Here is a 20,828-nt window from a genome sequence, read left to right on the forward strand (position 1 = left end):
CCGTGCGGCCTGCTTAATCTTGGTAGCTGAGACGACGACCTAAAGCATCGTAAGTGCTGGTCGTACTCGTACCAATTGGGTAGGTGACTTGAGTCACATTCCCTGCCTTGTCATAGCTATAGCTGGTCACCTGCCCTAAAGCATCTGTAATGCTTGCGATTTGGTTGACTGTCTCATCATAGGTATATGATGTTGTCTGACCAGCTTCATTGGTCCGTTCCAAGACACGACCAATTGCGTCACGTTTGTAATGCACCGTTTGTCCGGCAGCATCCGTCTCTGTCAGAAGACGACCTCTGCTATCATAACTATAGCTCGTCGTACGACCTTCGGCATCTGTCAAACGAAGGAGGTTCCCAACACCATCATACTCGTAGCTATACTGACCACCTTCACCATTACTTGCCGCAATCTTGCGTCCAAAGGCATCGTAAGTAAAGCTGCTAGTATTCCCATTTCCTTCGGTCACTGCAATCACTTGCCCTGCTGGGTCAAATGTCTGACTTGTACCGACATCATCCGCATCTTTTTCACTTAGTTTACGACCCTCGGCATCATAGGTCATCGTTGTCACACCACCACGAGGGTTGGTGATGGAGGTGACTTGATTATGAGCGTTATAGGTAAGAGTGGTCACTCCACCAGCTGCATTGGTCACTTTGACCAAATTAGCCCCATCATAGGATAACTGGACTGTGTTTCCTAGAGCATCGGTGGTTGAAAGAATGCGTCCTTGCTCATCAACTGTGTGGGTAATGCTAGTACCATCTGCCAAACTTGTAGAAAGAAGGTTTCCTTTCGCATCATAAGTATGGCTAGTAGTCTGTCCTGCAAAATCTGTTACAGAAAGGAGATGGTTGTTTTGGTCATAAGTAGATGTTTTGACCGCTCCGTCAAAACGAGTTTCCGTGAGAATATTTCCCTGACTATCGTGAGTGTAGCTAGTCGTTTGACCCAATTCATTGGTCTCACTCACTAAGCGGTTATTATCGTCATAAGCCTTACGAACACTGCTTCCATCAGGATAAGTAATGGCTGTTGTACGATAATGTTTGTCATAGGTATAAGTCGTCACTTGACCATTAGCATCTGTCGTTACTGTCTGTCCATCACTATAGGAAAGAGTGGAGACTGCTCCTGTTCCGTCGGTCTGCTGGATGACACGATGCTGTTCATCATAGACATTCTCGATAATCTTGGTCCCATTGGCATCATACCAAGCTATCATCCGTCCTTGTTCGTCATAGTCGTAACGTGTCTTAGCTCCTGCTGCGTCCGTGTAAGAAATAAGATTTCCCGCTTCATCATAGTCATAAGCTAATGTCGAACCGTTCGGTAACTGGATTGCTCCGATATAGCCTGAATCATTTTGGATCACACCATATACAAGACCTGTCGGTGATGTAATCTTAGTCAGTTGAGCCTGTTCGTTATAGGAAAGGCTAGTTTTATTCCCTTTTTCATCTGTTTGACTGGTCAAAAGCCCATGGAAATTGAAGATTTTTTCCTGCTGATTGCTATCGGTAATGTGATATTCCTTGACAGCGTAGTCCTCTTCGCCATTGCCAAAATCAGCTTTTTTAGTCTCTATTTCCTTTACCGTCAAGGTTAGATCATAGCCCTCTGGCGCCTTATAGGTATCACCTTCTTTGATAAAGGTCAAAATAGAACCATCTGTACGGATATAGTTAATATTGCCCTCGTCATCAAGTGAAAGTTGTTCGTTAAAGGCAAAAGACCATCCTCGACCAAATAGACTATTGATGCCTGCTGCTTTAGAGTTATAATTGCGGACAATCGCAAAGTCTCCACCTAGGTCTGAGATAGATACATCTGTTCGTTCTAAGTAGAAATTACCTGTATTAAGATTTATCGGTTCAAAACCAAATTCACAGTGTAAACCACGCCCCATCAACAGCATATCCACGTCTGCTTTGACCTTATCAGTCAGAGCAGGTGGGTTATAAGGCTTGTTCGCATTTTTACTTGGATTGCGGATAAAGAGAGTGTTGTTTTTGACCAGAAGCATATCTTGAATCCGGTTGTCAAAGGCAATCTGTTTTAGCGGTACGCCATAGTAGCTGGCTATCTTAGGAAGAGTATCATATTGGGTTACCTTGTAAATGATGAAAGAGTCACTACTCTTCTTCCCACTCGTTTGACCATCTTTCTTGCTTTCCGCATCGATAGTGTAGAGCGTATTTAATTCCGGCTCTGTAAACGGAACGAGCGTTTGCCAGTTAGACAATTTATCTTTGTATTGTGTCGTTCCTTTTTCAAATGCTGAAATAAAGGAAGCCGTGTCAGGGTATTTGTATGAAAAGCTGGCTGTACTCTGACCAATATAATTCTTAGCAGGGTCACTGAGCTGGTAGCCAACCTGTGCAGCAGGGCTAGTCAGACCATCCGCAAAAACTCCTTGGAATTGGAGTTTACCAGACTTATCTGTCTTCACCATTGTCCGAAGATTGATAGTCGTATCACCGATAGCATAATTGATATCTACTGGATCTGGGACGGACCAATTAATCGTAATGCTTGGCGCTTTTTCAGGACTAAAGCCAATTTGACCAGCATTGGAGGCTGTGGCTTCAGTCGTATAAAAGGCACCGCCATCTACTCCCTCATCTGTTGCAGCGACAACTAAACCATAGTTTGGATAGAGTCCTTGTACCCAGCCGTTGACCGCATCACGAATATCAAAGTTGTGCATCCCAACCTTTTTCTCGGAAATGGCATTTTCACCTGCAATTTCTCGACCTAGATTGACGGATGAATTCCAAGTCACCGTGTTGATATTAAAATCTTCTGTTAAACGATAGGCAGCAAACTGTGTTCCCTGATTTCCAGGAGCAGTGTACTCATAGAGATTGAGTGTTGCGCTATCAATTTTAGCTTCTGAAGGAATATTCTGCTTAAAGTCATAGTTGACCTTAAAATACATACGACTACGACCGATGTCCTTAACGTCTGCGAATCTTTTCATTCCTATGGATTCGACCGTCATATATCCAATATAACCATAAGCATATCCCTGATATTGACCGTGAACCGAACTCGTTACAGAATCTAGTATATTTTCTCGTGGGACAGTAATGGTTGGGTCGATACGAACAGGATATTGACGTGCTTTATCTGCCAACCATTCTTTCCCTGCGACGACAGTAATATGGTAGTGTCCATCTTTTTCAGCCAGTTCCAATTTTATATCTTGACTGGTTTCTCCTGCAGCATCCACCATAAGAGGAGCATTTAAGACAAAAAGTATTTCTTTTTTACCTTTTTGGCGAACCAAGATTTGATTGGTTTCAAGACTTACATCATAATTTCCTGCCTCTAAAACGTAAGTAAAACGGTTCTTTTCTTCCCATTTACTCAGAACGATTTCTTCTTTAACGCCGTTTGACTGTACTGTGTATTGGACATCTGTCGCACCGTCAACGTTATTATAAAGGATAGCATTGTCCTCTACAGTCGCATGTTCGTAGGTTTTATCCAAAGGATAGAGCGATATTTTATCTTCCTGACTGATAACATCAATCGGTGTGGTCTCGGTCACCTTAGCGGGAAGCACTACATCAACAGGGGACTCTTTCGGTAGATAATAATGCGTACCATCCGCATGATAGGAATACAGATCAAGGTCAATCGGAACTTCCCGTCCCTCGTGGTCAATATAGGTCTTAGCCTGGCTACCAATATAGGTCACAAAGCGTGTCTCGTCCACCTTGTAAAGTTGTTCTTGACCACTTTCGAGAACTGGTTCTCCATACTGCGCCCGTAAAGCTGCCTCTTCTGCATTTTGCCCTTCTTCAGTGATTTTAGGCTGCTGAATGGCATCTCCGCCATCAGTGGCACTTGCTGCGGTTGTCTGGTCGGAGTTTGATGCATTGGTTGTATTTGCATTATCACCACCGACAGTCGACTCACTCGCTTCCTCCACTGCTTCTTCATAATAAGCCTGACTTTGCGAAGTTTCAACAATTTCTTGAATTTCCTGCGCATAGACCAGGGGACTATTGGCCAATAAAATAGTCGAAAGCATCAGCCAACTAACAATTTTTCTTCTCTTTTTCATATATATCATCCTAATTATTTTTCAAGTAAATAATACACTGTCCCTAAAATAACAATCATATCTGCAAGCCCCAACAAGATGTCTGATATGGCAGACCATATCAATCCTATGTTGGCTGCTATAAGAATTCCCAGTAAGACGATGGCAATTATTCTTCGGAAGTTCTCCTTCTTCCAAGAAAAGTTACTATCTTTATAAAAGCAGTAAAGGTTAAAGATGACCGTTACTTTGATAAATGTCTGAAATAGGCTCGTCACTAACCAGATGGCATTTTTTACATCTTGATAGCCAAATGAAGTGTAATCATAGATTAGCTGCCCTAATCCTCCAAGCAGCAAGCCTCCAAGCACGCTAACTGCTAATGCTAGACCAACAACTTTCGCTACTCGTTGCTCCTGATTGAACTCCCTTAGAAACCAAATGGCTAATTTTCCAATGAAAAATAATCCAATCCCAAACAAGGAAAGTCCTACCAGCCCTAGCCACAAAAGGACCGGAGCATTTTCAGACCAGGTTTTCAATAGACCGACTCCCATCAATTTTTGCCCTATACCCACAAAAATATATCCAATCGCAAACTCAAAAAATTTTCTATTCTCTTTAAAAAGAACCATGTTAGCTTCCTCCTTTTCTGACGGCATGAACTACAAACCGTCTCTCATTTCCTGCCACGTCACAAGTAGATAAAATCAATAACTTATCCCGAGTAACATCAAAGTCAAACGAGCGATAGAATCCACCATATTCATTTGCCCTGGCTTCTAACAGAGAGACATATGACTCCACCTGCTTCGTATCGCCTAGTCCAAAGGTGTGATACAGGTGATCATCAGTAAAGGAATATGCTGCAACAATCTGGTACAGAAAGTCTTTCCCGTCTTTGGTAATAGTTACTGTCTGGATTGATTCAAATGTAGAAAGCTCCGCTAAATAGTCTAGGCTACCAAACATGGAATCATCACGCATGGCATGTCCATAGATAATCGTCACAGGATCCTCAAAACTAGTCTGATTTACCTTTTCAGTAAAAATAGCACCATACTGAGTCTCATTTCCTTCTGCATCATGGGTTAAATAGTAGGTGTCATCTGTCGGATGTTGCAGAACAGGGTAGTTAATTTTCGTTCCTTCCACCCGAATCCAAGCATAGGCATCTGAGTTTTTTTGAAACATTTGTTCAAGATTTTTACTCTGTATGCGTCGTTCTTCAGTCTTTTCCAAATCACCTATCCCGTACAGGAATAGGAACACAGTACTTATAAGAAGTCCTAGTCCAAATAATTGTCTAAATCTTTTCACAATATCTCCTTTTCCATAATATTTTACCACAAGTTTATCGGTTAATGTGACTCTTTTGAAAAAAATTACAAATCTACAGACGTATCACCAAGTAACAAATGATACTCAATGAAAATCAAAAGTAGCCTAGGAAACGAAGCCGAAGATAGAACTGGAGTTCATCAAGGCAAGTTGACAACGGATAATTTTGATTTTCGAAGACTATAAATAAAAAAATACAACACATTTAATGCATTGTATTTTAAGCACTATCTATATTTCCAGAAAATTAGCCACCGCTTCTTTTTTCCTAGGAATGGATAGCATACGATCACTAAGTCCACTCTGTAACAAGGGTGTACACTTCTTAATGTATTCCTTTTCTTTATTTCTTCTGACTCCCATCGCTTCTTCAAGCTCTAGAATTTCAAACATTAAGATAAGGTTTTGATCACGAAGGATTTCAGTGGTCATCCCTAAATACTCTGGGTATTTTCTTAACTGATATAAATGTTGTGCACATCTTATCAGCATAGAAAATGATTCACCGATATACAAGACACGCCGTTCACCACCAACTTTCTGAAGTGAAATTTGATATACTCCTCCCTTGATGGCTTTTATAACATCATTTTGAAAAAATTGTACCTGAAGATTCATCCCTACTCTTCCTTACTAATCGGTGCTAAGCTTGCCAAGACTTTCTTAAGTCCCATTTCTGGGAAATTGATTTTGAGTTCTTGATTGCTGCCTGAGCCTGATACTTCAAGGACTGTTCCGCGGCCCCATTTCTTGTGGACTGCGATGTCACCAACTGACCAGTTGGTGCCTGAGCCAGACGATTTGTTACTTGATGCGAAAGGCATACTGCCTCCGAGCTTGGCCGATGGTTGTACGGATGCTTTTCGGCTTTGCATGGCTTGTTGCAAACTCATGCCTTGCCCAAACTGTGTCGCTCTGCCATTGACATAAGAAGCCTTAAAGCTAGTATTGGCTGGACGAGCGAGCCCTTGGTAGTCAAGCAGATCACTGGAAATTTCTCGGATAAAGCGGCTTGGTTGGTTGTAGTTGGTGCGACCGAAAAGAAGTCGAGAATTGGCATTGGTCAGGTAGAGGGTCTGCTCAGCACGAGTGATGCCTACGTAAGCCAAACGACGTTCTTCTTCCAATTCGTCCTCTTCTTCTGCTGCACGACTGAGTGGGAAGACATTTTCCTCCATACCAATCAGGAATACGACTGGAAATTCCAGCCCCTTGGCCGCATGGAGAGTCATGAGGGTCACTTCTGAAGATTCTGTATCGCCATCATCTGTATCAGCAATCAGTGCCAAATCAAGTAGGAAGCGTGTCAACCGATCCAGACCTGTCTCTTCTTCCTCAGCATCCTTTTCATCAAAGTTTTTGGTAACAGAAAGGAATTCCTGGATGTTTTCAATGCGAGCATTGGCTTCCAGCGTATTTTGTGCTGCAAGGGCATCGATGTAGCCTGTTTGGTTCAATACTGCCTCGACTACTTGGGTAACCGTCAAGTTGTCTAATTGATTACGAAGATTATAGAGGAGATTGGCTAGGTCAAAGACTGCCTGTGCTGCCTTCCCTTTAATCGGCGACAACATAATATCCTGAGAGGCTTCTAGCAGGGACATGCTGTGGCTGGTCGCAAAATCACGGAGTTTGTCAACCGTACCAGGTCCAACGCCACGTTTCGGCTCATTAACAATGCGTTCATAGGAGATATTGTCCGATGGATTTGCGATGATATTCAAATAAGAAATCACATCTCGGATTTCCTTACGGCTGTAGAACTTGGTGCCTCCAACCATGGTATAAGGGATATTAGATTTGAGTAGGGCTTCTTCAATGGTACGGGACTGGGCATTGGTCCGATAGAGAACTGCAAAATCCTTATAAGCCTTGCCTTCTCGGTGCAACTGGTCAATCTGCCCTGCGACAAAAATCGCCTCGTCATTCTCATCTCTGGCACGATAGTAGGTAATCAAATCCCCTTGGGCATTCTGTGTCCAGAGTTTTTTGGGACGGCGATTGCGGTTGTTTTCAATGACCTCATTGGCAGCCTGCAAGACATTCTTGGTCGAACGATAGTTCTCCTCCAAAAGCACAACCTTGCTCTCTGGATAATCCTTTTCAAAGTCCAGGATATTTTGCATATCCGCACCACGCCAACCATAGATAGACTGGTCCGCATCACCGACCACACAGATATTCTTGAAACGTGATGCCAGGAGCTTGACCAATTGGTACTGGGCATGGTTGGTATCCTGATACTCATCGACATGGATATACTGGAATTTCTGCTGGTAATAGGTCAGGACCTCTGGATTTTGGTCAAAAAGGCGGAGCGTCAACATGATCAAATCATCAAAGTCAACGGCCTCTGACTGTCTGAGTTCCTTTTGATAAGCCGTGTAGCATTTAGCAACAATCTGCGTGTATAGGTCGCCTGCCTGGGCTTCAAATGCCTTGTCATCAATCAGATCGTTTTTGGCATTAGAAATGGTTCCCAGGATAGAGCGTTCACTCCACTTTTTCGGGTCTAGATTGAGATTTTTCAAAATCCGTTTCATGAGACTGCGTTGCTCACCTGGGTCCACAATGGTGAAGTTACGGTTGTAACCGATATGGTCAGCATCCCGACGCAAAATCCGTACGCACATGGAGTGGAAGGTGGCTATCAAACAGTCTTGTGTAGCAGGATTGAGGGCGTAGGCCCGCTCCTTCATCTCACGCGTCGCTTTGTTGGTAAAGGTAATGGCTAAGATATTCCAAGGATTGACCATTTTTTCATCAATCAAATAAGCGATTCGGTGAGTCAGGACTCGCGTCTTACCCGAACCAGCCCCTGCCATAATCAATAGCGGACCTTCCGTCGTCTGTACCGCTTCTGCCTGTCTGTCATTCATTCCGTTTAATAATGGGTTCATTGTCTCATACTTTCTTAGAACATGTATTACAAGTGGAGTGCTTTTAAATAAGAGATAGTTTTTCGCTAATCAAGGCAGTTTTTTGAAGGAATACCGACTGTATTTTGAAAAAAACTAATGATGAGTAGCTGAAAAACTAGGCTTAGATGGAAGTACTACACTGTGAATACAGGTTCGTTATAATCATTCTCTCCATTATACCAAAAAATCACTCGATAAGCAGTTGCAATATGATAGATGGCAAGCAAAAAAGCCCAGAGTTATCTCTGAGCTTTTCTTTTGTATTCAATTGATTATTCAGCACCCAAGGCAGCTACTGTGATGTAGTTGTAAGGTTTGTTGAAGTGTGGCAAGAAGAACAAGTCTGTCAAGGCCAATTTTTCGATTGTTACACCTTCTTGGATTGCCAATGAGAAGAGGTGGATACCTAATGAGATGTCTTCACGAGCAGCCATTTGCGCACCAAGGATACGACGTGAATCTTTATCGTAAACAATCTTGATTGTAACTGGGAAGTTGCCGTGCTCCATGAATTCTGGTTTTTGGTTGTCTGTTACTTCAGTAACAGCAGCGTTCAAACCAAGACGAGTAGCTTTTTCAAGTGTCAAACCAGTTGATACAAGGTTAAGACCGTAGATAGAGATACCGTTAGAACCTTGTACACCGATACCTTCAAGGTCAGTGCCACAGATGTTGTGAGCTGCTACGATACCAGTACGTACTGCGTTTGAAGCCAAAGCGATGTAGCTTGTGTCGCCAGTAGCGTTGTCGTAGATAGTTGCACAGTCACCGATAGCATAAACGCCTGGGATAGAAGTTTCTTGGCGTTTGTTTACAAGGAAGGCACCGTTACGGAAACGCTCGATTCCTTCACCTGCAAGCGCAGTGTTTGGACGGAAACCAACAGCCAAGATAACCATATCAACATCGTATTCGTTCTTGTCAGTGATGATTTTCTCAACTTTACCATTACCAGCAACCTCTTTAACAGTTTCGCCGAAGGCAAGTTTGATACCATGCTCTTCCAAGTTTTTAGCCATAAGGTCTGACAAGTCGCGGTCATAGTAACCAGCCAAACATGTATCTACAACGTCGATAAGGATAACTTCTTTACCTTTGCGTTGGAATGCTTCTGCAAGCTCAACACCGATATAACCAGCACCAACAACTGCGACGCGGTTGATGTCTTTGTTTTTCAATTTTTCAATAACATCTGCTGAGTTTTGGTACAATTTAACAAATTGCAAGTTTTCAAGAGTTGCTTCAAATTCAAGAGAACCTTCTTTGATTTCAGCACCTTTGATTGGTGGCAAGATAGGTTGTGAACCAGTTGCGAAAAGAAGTTTTTCAAATGATTCAACATGTTCTTGACCATTTACAAGCGCTGTAACTGTTTTGGCATCATAGTCAATATTTGTAACAGGTGATTCCATGTATACTGTTGCGCCCAAGCTCTCCAACTCTTCTTTGTTTGAGTAGAAAAGTCCTTCAGGACCGCCAATTTGCTCACCGATCCACAAAGCCATACCACAACCCAAGAATGAAATATTTGAGTTTTGGTCAAATACAACGATTTCGTTTTCTTGACCATAATTTGTCAACATAGTTTTGATTGCGGCAGTACCAGCATGGTTAGCACCGACAACAACGATTTTAGCCATAATGTAAAATCTCACTTTCGAAAATATATTTTTTTACGAACTATATTATACAATACAAATGTTACCGATTTCAAAAAATATGCTCAGAATATCACATTTTTTTCAAAAAGTTTTTGAAATGCTATTTTCTTTAAACAATGTAAAGATATATAAAAGCAAAAAACCTAGATTTCTCTAGGTTTCTCTTAACGTACTTGTTCAAAACGCAGATGTACAATAATCTTATCGCCATAGCCGTTACGTTCCAAATCACGTTGCAAGCGATAGGAAATGTAATGCTCAGCAATAGAAATATACCCTGCATCTAAAAGACGGTGTTCAACTTGCGACTGAACCATGCTAATCGTTGGTCGCTCTGTATGAGCTTCTTCCAAGTCAAGCACTACTTTCTTTGTGACCTGAGCAAGATTTTTCCGCCAAGTTTCATCAATGACATAAACTGTCTGTGCAGCTTTAATGATGGCTTGGTAGATTTTATCTGGGTCAAATTCAACAATCTCTCCACTACGTTTAATGACTTGCATAAAAGCTCCTTTCTGGTTTTCAGTAAACCCTTTCATACTTACATTATCTAGGTTTTTATGCATTTTGTCAAGTATTCTTTTTCATAAATTTTGCCTTGGCTTATTTTCGCTGAAAGCCCTTTAGTATGATATAATGGACCTATTAAAATGAAATAAGGAGAAAATCATGACAAATACAATGCCTAAACGTCAAGAAATTGATGTGCAATTAACTTGGGATACGGACATTCTATTTCCGACCCCTGATAACTACAAAGAAAATTTAGCAGCCTACGCTAAGCAAGTGACAGTTTTCGAATTGAATTACAAAGGGAAATTAACTGATAAGGATACCATCGTTTCCGCCTTAACAGAATACGAAAAAATCGTTATTCTTGATAGCAGACTTTCCCACTATGCCTTTTTGCCATTAGAAGTTGACAAGATGAATACTGAATTGGCGAGCCTGGCCAACGAATACGACCTCGTTTCTGCCAAGGCACGTCCTCAACGAGATTTCCTCTATTCAGAACTTGGTCAGTTAGATGAAGCCTTTCTTCTTGAATTAAAAGAAGAACAACCACAATGGGCTGCTTTCTTCGATGCAATTTTACGAGACAAACCGCATCAACTCCATCCGCTACAAGAAGAACTTCTCTCAAACTTCGCCCCAACCTTTGGTCAGCCATATAATAACTACGGTGTGACCAAGTTTGAAGATATGACCTTTGGTAACTTCGAGGCAAATGGCGAAACACTCGGCAATAGCTATGTGCTCTTTGAAAATGATTATGAACTCAGCCATGATACCGAAATCCGTCGCAATTCAGCTGCTGGTTTCTATTCAACCTTGAAGAAATACAAGAATACAACTGCAGCAACTTATTTGTCTCATATCAAAAACGAGCAAATCGAAGCTCGTTTGCGTGGTTTTGACAATACGATTGACTTCCTCTTGCACAGTCAAAATGTCTCCCGCGACCTCTTCGACCGTCAGATTGATGTCATCATGAAGGAATTGGCTCCTCACATGCGTCGCTATGTGAAATTGGTTGCCAAGGCTCATGGTTTGGATAAAATCACTCATGCTGACTTGAAAATCAGTCTACCATCTGAATACAACCAACGCATTACTCCAGAAGAATCCAAACAATTCTTGATTGACTGCTTGGGCCTTCTTGGTGAAGATTATGTGAAAATGATTGAACAATCATTTGATGAGCGTTGGATTGACTTCGCTCAAAACGAAGGTAAGGCTACTGGTGGCTTCTGTGCTACTCTTTATGATGGACCATCTTACATCTTACTTTCATGGACAGGTTTGATGAACGAAGTCTTGGTATTGGCTCACGAATTGGGACATGCTGGTCATTTCCAATTAGCTAAGAAACAAAGCGTCCTCAGCTACGATCCATCCCTTTACTTCATCGAGGCACCTTCTACTGCTAATGAAGTCCTAACATGTAACACCCTTTTGAAAAACAACCAAGACCCTGGCTTCCAGGCTTACTTGATTAGCGAGTTGATTAGCCGTACTTACTTCCACAACATGGTGACTCACTTGCTTGAAGCAGCCTTCCAACGTGAAGTCTACACTCGTTTGGACAATGAAGAATACCTCAATGGTGATATTCTCTGCCAAATCAAGTTGGATGTCATCAAGGAATTCTGGGGTGAAGACTTTGAAATCGGTGACGATGCAGGTCTTATCTGGATGCGTCAACCACACTACTACATTGGGTTGTATCCATATACCTACTCAGCTGGTTTGACCATCGGTACGGCTATGGCTAAGCAATTGGAAGAACATCCTGAAGAAGTTGTTGAAAAATGGTTGGAAACCTTGTCACTCGGTGCAAGTCTTTCTGCCCAAGACCTTGCTAAACACGCAGGTGTCGATGTTTCAACAGACCAACCACTCAAAGAAACCATCGCCTATGTTGGTTCCTTGGTGGATAAATTGGAATCTCTCATCTAAGACGAATAAAAGGCTTGAACATATTGGTTCAGGTCTTTTTTGTTTGCTTGTTTTCTCCATAAGACCAGTTCCTCCCTTATTTGGTATCTACGTAATAAAAAAACTTCCCTAACCATTGCTGATTAGTGAAGGATATTTCTTAAAAAATGAGACCATATAGGACAGCCGCAAGCAAGCCTCCGATGATGGGACCAACTACTGGTACCCAAGCATAACCTCAATCTGAATCTCCCTTGTGTTTCAACGGAAGAATGGCATGCATGATACGAGGACCAAGGTCATGCGCAGGGTTTAGGGCATATCCTGTTGGACCACCAAGAGAAACTCCTAGGGAAACAATTAAACCGCCGACGATTAAAGTGCCAATCCCTGTTGGAAAATCATACTGACCGAAAGCCAGGAATCCCAAGACCAAAACAAAGGTTCCGATTGCTTCGCTAATTGTAAATGTCCCCTAGACGTTGTTCGCTCCCTTATTTCAAGGCTCACCTTAAATTACTTCGCTTTTTTATTTTCAAGCTCAGGTAAGAATAGTCCACTGGACTAGCTCGCCTTCGTATTTTTGGGCTCGGGTCTTCTGTGGTCACTTTCGTATTTCTTGGTGACCATCTGAAACAGTTCCCCGAACAAGCCTCGCTTTCGTATTTTCAGGCTCGGGTTAAAACAGTCACTTCCCTGACTGTTTTAATCCACTCCCCCAGACGTTGCTCGCTCTCTTGTTTCTTGGCTCGCGTTAAAACAGTCTATCCGTAGACTGTTTTAATAATCTGGTCGTACGACTCCTGTTACGGTCGCTTTGGTTGCTTCGTAGTCGCCGTCAACGACAACTTTGATAATGCGTTTGGCATCTTCTTCTGGGCATGGAACCAACGGCAAGCGGAGTGGACCAACTTCAAATCCAAGATAGTTGAGAACTGCCTTAACTGGTGCAGGACTTGGATATGAGAAGAGGGCATTGACTTTCGGAATGAATTTGCGTTGAATAGCAGCTGCTGTTCGAATATCTTGTTGTTCGATGGCTGTAAACATTTCATACATCTCATCACCATTCGTGTGAGATGCAACAGAAATCACACCATCTGCCCCCAAGTTCATTGCATGGAAAGCATCGCCATCCTCACCTGTATAAATCAAGAAGTCGTCAGGTCTATGCTCAATTAGGTAAGCCATGTTGGCAAGGCTTGTACACTCTTTAACACCGATGATGTTTGGATGCTCAGCCAAACGTAACATGGTTTCTGGCGTCATTTCAACCACGACACGACCTGGGATATTGTAGATAATGATTGGCAAATCAGAGGCATCCGCAATAGCCTTGAAGTGCTGATACATTCCCTCTTGAGAGGGTTTGTTGTAGTAAGGCACAATGGCAAGACCTGCCGCAAAGCCGCCGAATGCTGCGACTTCCTTAGCAAACTCAATCGAGTCGCGCGTATCGTTTGTACCGATACCTGCAATCAAGGGAACACGACCGTTGACAATTTTTTGCACAGCACCAAATAGTTCCAGTTCTTCCTCGTGTGTCAGGGTTGGACTTTCGGCAGTTGTTCCTGCTAATAAAATCCCTTCTGTGTGATGGGACAACAGATGCTCAATCAACTCGGGTAAAACTTCAAAATTAATCGAGCCATCTTCTTTGAAAGGGGTAATCATTGCTGTAATAATTTTTACATCACGTAAATCTTGAATAGACATAGGCTTCCTCTCTTACTGATTGTTGCTAAAAAAGGCTGAGTGCAGCCTTTTGTGTACTTTTGGTTAATGAAATTATTTCAATTCAAATTTCAAGTCTGCCGTTGGACGAACTAGACCACGCTCATGAAGGGTTTCAGCGATTTGAACAGAGTTCCATGCAGCACCTTTGAGCAAGTTGTCAGAAACAACCCACATGTGAATACCGTTTTCCTTGTCCAAATCTTTACGGATACGACCAACAAAGGTATCACGGCTACCAACAGCATTAATCGCTTGCGGATAAATTTGATTAGCCACATCATCTTCTAAAACTGCTCCTGGGAAGGATGCAATAGCTGCCTTCACTTCTTCAATCGGTGCAATTTCTTTGGTTTCGATGTAAACAGACTCAGAGTGAGCTGACAAGACTGGAATACGGACGCAGGTTGCAGAAACAGCAATACTGTCATCTTCCATGATTTTTTTAGTCTCTTTTGTCATCTTCATCTCTTCATAAGTGTAGTCATTTTCAGTGAAGAGGTCGATTTGCGGAATCGCATTGAAACCGATTGGGTAGTGCTTCTTATCGCCTCCAGAAGGAAGAATGTTTGCTTCTACAGCTTTTGGCTCAACACCATCATTCAAGACTGCACGCAATTGAGCTTGCGTTTCTAAGATAGCTCCCATACCAGCTCCAGAAACTGCCTGATAAGTAGATACGATGATCCGCTCCAAGCCCCATTTCTGACGAACAGGCTCCAAGGCAACCATCATTTGAATGGTTGAGCAGTTTGGACATGCAATGATACCATTGTGGGCATCCAGTGCGTGAGCATTTACCTCAGGAACAACCAACGGAACATCTGGATTTTGACGGAAGTAAGAGGTATTGTCAACTACTACAGCTCCTGCTTTTACAGCGTAAGGAGCATACTTGGCAGATGTAGAGCCACCAGCTGAGAAGAGGGCAATATCCACTCCTTCAAAGGCTGTTTCTGTCGTTTCTTCAATGACAATATCCTGTCCCTTGAACTGCAAGGTCTTGCCTGCTGAACGGGCAGAAGCAAGGAAACGCACTTTCTCGATTGGAAGTGTTGACTCTTCCAACATTTTAATCATTTGGGCACCGACTGCACCAGTGGCACCAACAACAGCTACTACATAGGCCATAGAAATCTCCTTTAAGTCAATTCTTCAAAATTTTCTAAATATTTTATATTTAACAATTATATCATAATTTTTTCAAATGAAAAGCCCTGAGAAAGAATTTCCCAAGGCAATTACTTCGAACCTCTATTCACAAGTTTAGATGGACATGCTCAACTGTTAATGCTATTCTTATTTATCTAATGAGCGAACATAGTAGTCAACAGCCATCAGAGCTTCTGCTACATCTTCTGCTGAAATAGCAAATGGCATACCGTGAATTGTTTCTCCTTCAATCGTCGCTTGTTGGCCGACTTTCAATAGATCTTCATAACTAGCATCAGCCAAATGCAACTCCTCCAAAGTTGTTGGAAGATTCAAGGCTTGATAGAAACAAATGTATTTTTCCAATTCTTCTTTCGGACGGTTTTCCAAGAAAAGCTGGGTCAAGGTCCCATAAGCCACTTTTTCACCATGTGTCAAATGGTGAATGTCTCCCTCCAAGGCGGTGAATCCATTGTGTATCGCATGCGCCGCAGCCAAACCTGCACTTTCAAAGCCTAAACCACTTAGCAAGGTATTTGCTTCAACAATATTCTCTAAAGCAGCTGTCACAACCTTGGCTTCACAGCTGGCCATGGCTTGAAGTCCGTATTGAAAGAGTGTTTGTTCACAGGCTTGTGCAATAGCGATACCAGCAAGTGTCTGACCTCCTCCTGCCATTGTTGTTCCATTGCTTTGTAAAATAGCACGCGCTTCTACCCACGTCGCCAAGCCATCCGCAATACCAGAAGCCAAAAGACGTGGCGGTGCTTGACAAATAATCGCTGTATCTACCAAGACAAGATCTGGATTTTTCTTATAGAAAATCTAGCGTTCAAACGCCCCTTCTTCAGAATAAATGACAGATAAAGCAGATGTCGGAGCATCTGTTGAAGCAATAGTTGGAGCAATGACGACTGGCACCCCTAGTAAATCAGCAATCGCCTTGGCTGAGTCAATCGTCTTGCCACCACCTAGACCGATTACGACGTCACTAGCCTGTTCTTTTCCGATTTCTACGACGCGCTGGATTTCCTTGTCAGATGCTTCTCCATTAAAGGCAACACGATGGACTTGCATCCCTTCTTCAACGAGATAGGACAAAAACTTCTCACCGACAATCCCATATACTAAATCATCACAAAGAATCAAAGGCTTTGTTCCCAATTTTCCGATAGCTTCTGCACCTTGGAAAAGAACATGTTTACCTTGAATATAGCGAGATGGACTTGCAAATACTTTCATAAGAATTCCTCCTTGAAATAATAGATAGTGTTATATTGAGTAATAAACGACAGTTAGCATTGCCGAAAGCAAGAGGCATGAGCCCAAATTTTAATATTGCCATTGTACAGCGATGCCTACTAGCAACGTGTTGAGCAATCTTCTCCTATCTCTAGTGCAATTTCCTTGAAAATTGCCTCCAGCGACGATAGATTGCTAGAGTTGGCAGACAAAAGCAACTGTTGACACCACTTCAGCCTGGCTTGAAATTCTTCTGATTCCTGAGTCAAATAGGTCAGAAGCAAATAGAGGACAAGATTTCGTTTCAATGGCTCATCCACTAAATCCTCTCTTCTTTCGCTGAGCTTTGATTCTATTTGTTGAATCACGTCCCAAGCATCACTAGGTAGGTCTAATGTTACACAAGTAGAAAGAACTTCTAAGACATCTTGTACTTCTTTTGATAATATCCGGGCTTCAAAATCCTCTATAGCTTGAAGGCCACTGTTAAATAAAACGTTTTCAAAACCTCTGATAAGAATATCATCTATCAAACTGAATAGATGATTTCTTTTTACTTCTTTTATGGCTGCTAGATAAAGAAGAGTATTGACCACTCCATTCATCAACTCCGTGGTAGGTTGTGTCAATAATTGGTCCCTATCCGCTATAATTAGCTGGATGGACTCATTAAACAATGGTCGCTCTCTTTTCATATTTTCCACCGATACCCGAGGCAGAGTGGTCAACGGTGAAGTCGGTATAAGAACAGCTGGCAAGTCTAGTAAATCCGCAACAGACTTTGTACAAGCTGCCACAGAACTATTACCAATGCCAATAATATGGTCTGCACAATGTCGGAAACCAACTTCCCCATATTCTTCAACCGAGTTCTGGTCCCACTCCTCCATATAGGTTATTTTAACAATGAGTCCGTGACAAGTTAAGAGTTTCACAAAGTTTTCTATAGTCGTATTATACTCCTGTTTTGCACATAAAACAAGGGGGCGATGACCTATTTTCAAAATGTCAATCGCACAAGTGTCTAAAAGATGATTTCCTTGGATAATGCGTGAAAGACCTGAGAATTGTTTCATAGTGCCCCCTTATTTTTAATATAGAAATGTTTAGATAGTATATCTTCCATGAATGGCAGACCAATCATCTGCAAAATCATTTACCGCCTTTTCAATGGATGGCATAGAAAAGGCTGCTTCAAATATATCTGCACCTGCCGTAATAGCCTGCGCCCCATTTGCAAATGCTTGGTTCACTTGATCCACATTTTTGAATGACGCCGCTAAAATTTTACTTTCCGAACACTCCCTGTCAATCGCTTCTGATAACTGAGCGATGACCGCATTCGAATCAATATTCAGATTGGCCATGCGATTGTAGTACGGCGCTAAGTAATCTGCACCCGCTTCAATAGCTAACAAGCCCTGAAAAACGGTATAAATCGCTGTTGCTGTAATCTGATAACCTTGCGCTTTCAATGTTTTCATAGCAGCCAAACCAGCAGGCGTTACCGGAACCTTAATATAGACATTTTCCGGTGCCAATTCACGAATTTTTTTAGCGTCTGCCAAAATCCCTTCATAATCCTTTGCCACAACTTGCACATGTAGTGAAGCATTTGGACCGATAATGTCACGGATAAGGTGCAAACGTTCAAAAAAGTCAATGTCACCTTCTTTCTTCGCAATCGTTGGGTTTGAGGTCACCCCCGCAAGGGGTAAAACCTCAGCCCATTTTCGTATTTCCTCTATATTTAAGGTGTCCAGCATGAATTCCATAATAATAACCTCTTTTACAATGTATGTTCTGTACGACCAATGATGTCGTCTTGTGTTGCTCTCGACAATACATTGAAGAATGCTGAATAGCCTGCTACACGGACAATCAAATCACGGTGTTTTTCAGGATGTAGTTGTGCATCAATCAAGGTTTCTCGAGAGACAACATTGTACTGAATATGATAGCCATGCAAGCGGTTAAAGAATGTCCGCAAGAGGGCAATTAATTTTTGTTTGTCTTCTTCTTTGGCAAGTGTTTGTGGATTGACCTTCTGATTGAGCAGAACGCCTCCAACAATTTCATGTGTTGGTAATTTGGCAACTGATTTCAAAACGGATGTCGGTCCATTTTTATCCATATTATGTGATGGAGAACAACCTTCTGCCAACGGTGTGCCTGCATTGCGACCGTCTGGAGTTCAAGGTACCACGCCCCTGTCCAACGTTGGCTGAAATGGATGATGTACCTGAATAGCGGATACCACCAATCGGACCACGACCAAAGCGAGTGTTTGGATATTTGGCAATCTCATCGATATAAATATCATACGCTGCAGTTACCAATTGGTCTGCATAATCATCATCGTTACCATATTTTGGTGCATCTTCAATCAACATTTCCTGGATTTCTTTACCACGCTCCCCAGCATAGTCTGTTTCCAAAGCATGCCACAATTCTTCTGGAGTCAATCGTCCTTCTTCAAAGACTAATTTTTTGATTGCTGCTAGAGAATCAGATAAATTGGCAATGCCAACCTGCAGACCAGAAATGTAATCGTAAATCGCTCCGCCTTCTTTCAGGTGCTTGCCACGACCGATACAGTCATCTGTCAGAGCTGAGCAGAGAATGTCTGGTACTTCTCTTTCTAAAGCAATGTCAATTGCATTTTCAACGATGACACTCATCCGTGTTAGATGACGAAGTGTCTTTTCCCATGCCGTTTCAAGCTCTTCAAAGGATTTCATATCTTTGAAGTGACCAAAGGCTGGTGCAAACCGTTTGCCTGATGCAGGATCGATACCATCATTCATGGTAATCAATAAAACTTTCGGGAAGTTCATATAGCTCATACCTGTACAACGGTATCCCCATTTACCAGGAACAGCCGTTTCTACACAGCCAATTGCACTGTAGTCATAGGCATCTTCTTCCAAGACACCTTTCTCTATAAAGGATGGAATGATAATTTCATCGTTGTTGAAGGCGGGCATACCAAAACCAAGTTTCATGACTTCAATACATTCATTCATGAAGCGAGCATCTAGGCCTGCATGATAGCGAACGGTCAAGTTTGGCTGTGGCAGATGTGTTTGGGCAACAGATTTCAATACTAAGTAAGAAAGTGGATTGACAGCATCCTTCTTATCACGTGTTTGTCCACCAATGGTTACATTTTGGTATAGTGGACTACCAGCAGATGAGAAGGTATGCGATTGACTACGAACCTTGTTGATAGTAATAGTCTTAATCCACAAGTTAGTCAAGCGTTCGACGATGCTGTCTTCCGTTTCACGTCCTGCTTCTAAATCAGCTTTCACATACGGATACATGTATTGGTCGAAACGTCCATAGGATAGAGAATGTCCATTTGACTCGATTTGCAAGATACACTGGATAAACCAGACAGATTGCACTGCCTCTGCAAATGTTTCAGCAGGTTCATACGGCACCTTCGCACAAATCCGTGCAATCTCCAGTAGTTCTTGACGGCGTTGAGCGGTTGGGGCTTTCTCTGCCAATTCAGTAGCCAAGGCGACAAAACGATCTGCGTATGCTTTCACCGCATCAATGATGATAAAGATTGAGTCATAGAAATGATATTTATCAATACTTGCAGGATCCGTCAAATCGAGATTAGCCTTTGCTTCACGAACTCGCTCCTCAAAACCATGCAAACCTTGTTCCAATACCTTTTGGTAATTGACAGCCAAGTGGGCATCGCCAGAGTTCATCTTACCTTCCATACCAAAGAAGCCAGTTTCCATATAAACTTGAACTTCCTCTGGAAGCAAGACACCTGCACGTGAACGAAGATTATTCTTTTCCCAGAATGGAGCGATGCTGCGCAACTGCTCCTTGGTTTCCTCGGTAATATAGAAGACATCCCCATCCCGTTTTTCGAATAAATCCAATTCATTCAATACAAACTCTAAGGTATATTCTGGGAAGATGGGAGCATCTTTATTTGAAGAAGCTTGGTTACCTGCAATCAGACTTTCTTCCTCAATATAAAGCGTCATGTTCTCCAATATTTCCTTGAGCATATAGGCCCTTTTTAGTACATTGGGCTTCTCTCTATGTTCTTGATAGGCTTTTGTTGCTAAAACAGCCCGTTCTGCGTCAATATAGGGCTTCTTATCAAGGACATCTTCTCTGTATTTGTTCATCCGATCTGTCAGACTTCCAAAATACTCAGTTTTAATGCTAGTGCCAGCTACTTCAGTCACTGTTTTCATAGTTTTACCCTTTCTTTCGAAACTTAATTTTGTTTCGTTTGTAAATTAA

At 42.2% G+C, this 20,828-nt stretch carries 12 protein-coding genes and 3 pseudogenes; 1 reads left to right on the plus strand and 14 read right to left on the minus strand.

Features of this window, described 5'->3' with window-relative positions; genetic code table 11:
* Positions 1–13: 13 nt before the first annotated feature.
* The 7 genes from ODU39_RS01325 to ODU39_RS01355 form a co-directional block, all read right to left on the minus strand.
* Positions 14–4,078 carry a DNRLRE domain-containing protein gene (locus ODU39_RS01325; protein ID WP_398579681.1) on the minus strand — a complete coding sequence of 1,355 codons (4,065 nt, stop codon included), beginning with the start codon at positions 4,076–4,078 and terminating at the stop codon, positions 14–16.
* A gap of 14 nt (positions 4,079–4,092) precedes the next feature.
* A complete protein-coding gene (locus ODU39_RS01330) occupies positions 4,093–4,692 on the minus strand; it encodes a hypothetical protein (RefSeq protein WP_398579682.1) in 600 nt (199 codons plus the stop codon).
* 1 nt (position 4,693) lies between these two features.
* Positions 4,694–5,251 carry a class B sortase gene (locus ODU39_RS01335; RefSeq protein WP_148115777.1) on the minus strand — a complete coding sequence of 186 codons (558 nt, stop codon included), beginning with the start codon at positions 5,249–5,251 and terminating at the stop codon, positions 4,694–4,696.
* 378 nt (positions 5,252–5,629) lie between these two features.
* Positions 5,630–6,016: a hypothetical protein gene (locus ODU39_RS01340; protein WP_105139610.1), complete on the minus strand. Its 387-nt coding sequence runs from the start codon at positions 6,014–6,016 to the stop codon at positions 5,630–5,632.
* A 2-nt stretch (positions 6,017–6,018) separates the two neighbouring features.
* Positions 6,019–8,298, minus strand: a complete 2,280-nt coding sequence (pcrA, locus tag ODU39_RS01345) for a DNA helicase PcrA (RefSeq protein ID WP_398579683.1) — start codon at positions 8,296–8,298, stop codon at positions 6,019–6,021.
* A gap of 293 nt (positions 8,299–8,591) precedes the next feature.
* Positions 8,592–9,959: a H2O-forming NADH oxidase gene (gene nox / locus ODU39_RS01350; RefSeq protein ID WP_174854105.1), complete on the minus strand. Its 1,368-nt coding sequence runs from the start codon at positions 9,957–9,959 to the stop codon at positions 8,592–8,594.
* A 185-nt stretch (positions 9,960–10,144) separates the two neighbouring features.
* On the minus strand, positions 10,145–10,483 hold the full coding sequence (locus ODU39_RS01355; RefSeq protein ID WP_002935455.1) for an ATP cone domain-containing protein: 339 nt from the start codon (positions 10,481–10,483) through the stop codon (positions 10,145–10,147).
* Positions 10,484–10,649: 166 nt separating this feature from the next.
* On the opposite strand from ODU39_RS01355, the gene pepF reads away from it, so the two are divergent.
* Positions 10,650–12,440 (plus strand): oligoendopeptidase F, encoded by a 1,791-nt coding sequence (pepF, locus tag ODU39_RS01360; protein ID WP_398579684.1) that lies wholly within the window; start codon positions 10,650–10,652, stop codon positions 12,438–12,440.
* Positions 12,441–12,579: 139 nt separating this feature from the next.
* On the opposite strand, the pseudogene ODU39_RS01365 reads toward pepF, so the two are convergent.
* The 7 genes and pseudogenes from ODU39_RS01365 to ODU39_RS01395 all read right to left on the minus strand — a co-directional run.
* Positions 12,580–12,885: pseudogene (locus ODU39_RS01365) on the minus strand (MIP/aquaporin family protein); the annotation flags it as partial.
* A gap of 314 nt (positions 12,886–13,199) precedes the next feature.
* A complete protein-coding gene (gene dapA / locus ODU39_RS01370; RefSeq protein WP_024400438.1) occupies positions 13,200–14,135 on the minus strand; it encodes a 4-hydroxy-tetrahydrodipicolinate synthase in 936 nt (311 codons plus the stop codon).
* 72 nt (positions 14,136–14,207) lie between these two features.
* Positions 14,208–15,284, minus strand: a complete 1,077-nt coding sequence (locus ODU39_RS01375) for an aspartate-semialdehyde dehydrogenase (RefSeq protein ID WP_053867233.1) — start codon at positions 15,282–15,284, stop codon at positions 14,208–14,210.
* 168 nt (positions 15,285–15,452) lie between these two features.
* Positions 15,453–16,547, minus strand: a pseudogene (locus tag ODU39_RS01380) (glycerol dehydrogenase).
* Positions 16,548–16,666: 119 nt separating this feature from the next.
* Positions 16,667–17,623, minus strand: coding sequence for a glycerol dehydrogenase (locus ODU39_RS01385; protein WP_398579685.1), 957 nt, complete (start codon positions 17,621–17,623; stop codon positions 16,667–16,669).
* Between the two features lie 30 nt (positions 17,624–17,653).
* Positions 17,654–18,322, minus strand: a complete 669-nt coding sequence (locus tag ODU39_RS01390; protein ID WP_024382948.1) for a fructose-6-phosphate aldolase — start codon at positions 18,320–18,322, stop codon at positions 17,654–17,656.
* A gap of 14 nt (positions 18,323–18,336) precedes the next feature.
* Positions 18,337–20,779: pseudogene (locus ODU39_RS01395) on the minus strand (glycyl radical protein).
* Between the last annotated feature and the right edge of the window lie 49 nt (positions 20,780–20,828).

Source organism: Streptococcus sp. 2021WUSS126 (assembly GCF_044427255.1).
Lineage (GTDB): Bacteria > Bacillota > Bacilli > Lactobacillales > Streptococcaceae > Streptococcus > Streptococcus hashimotonensis.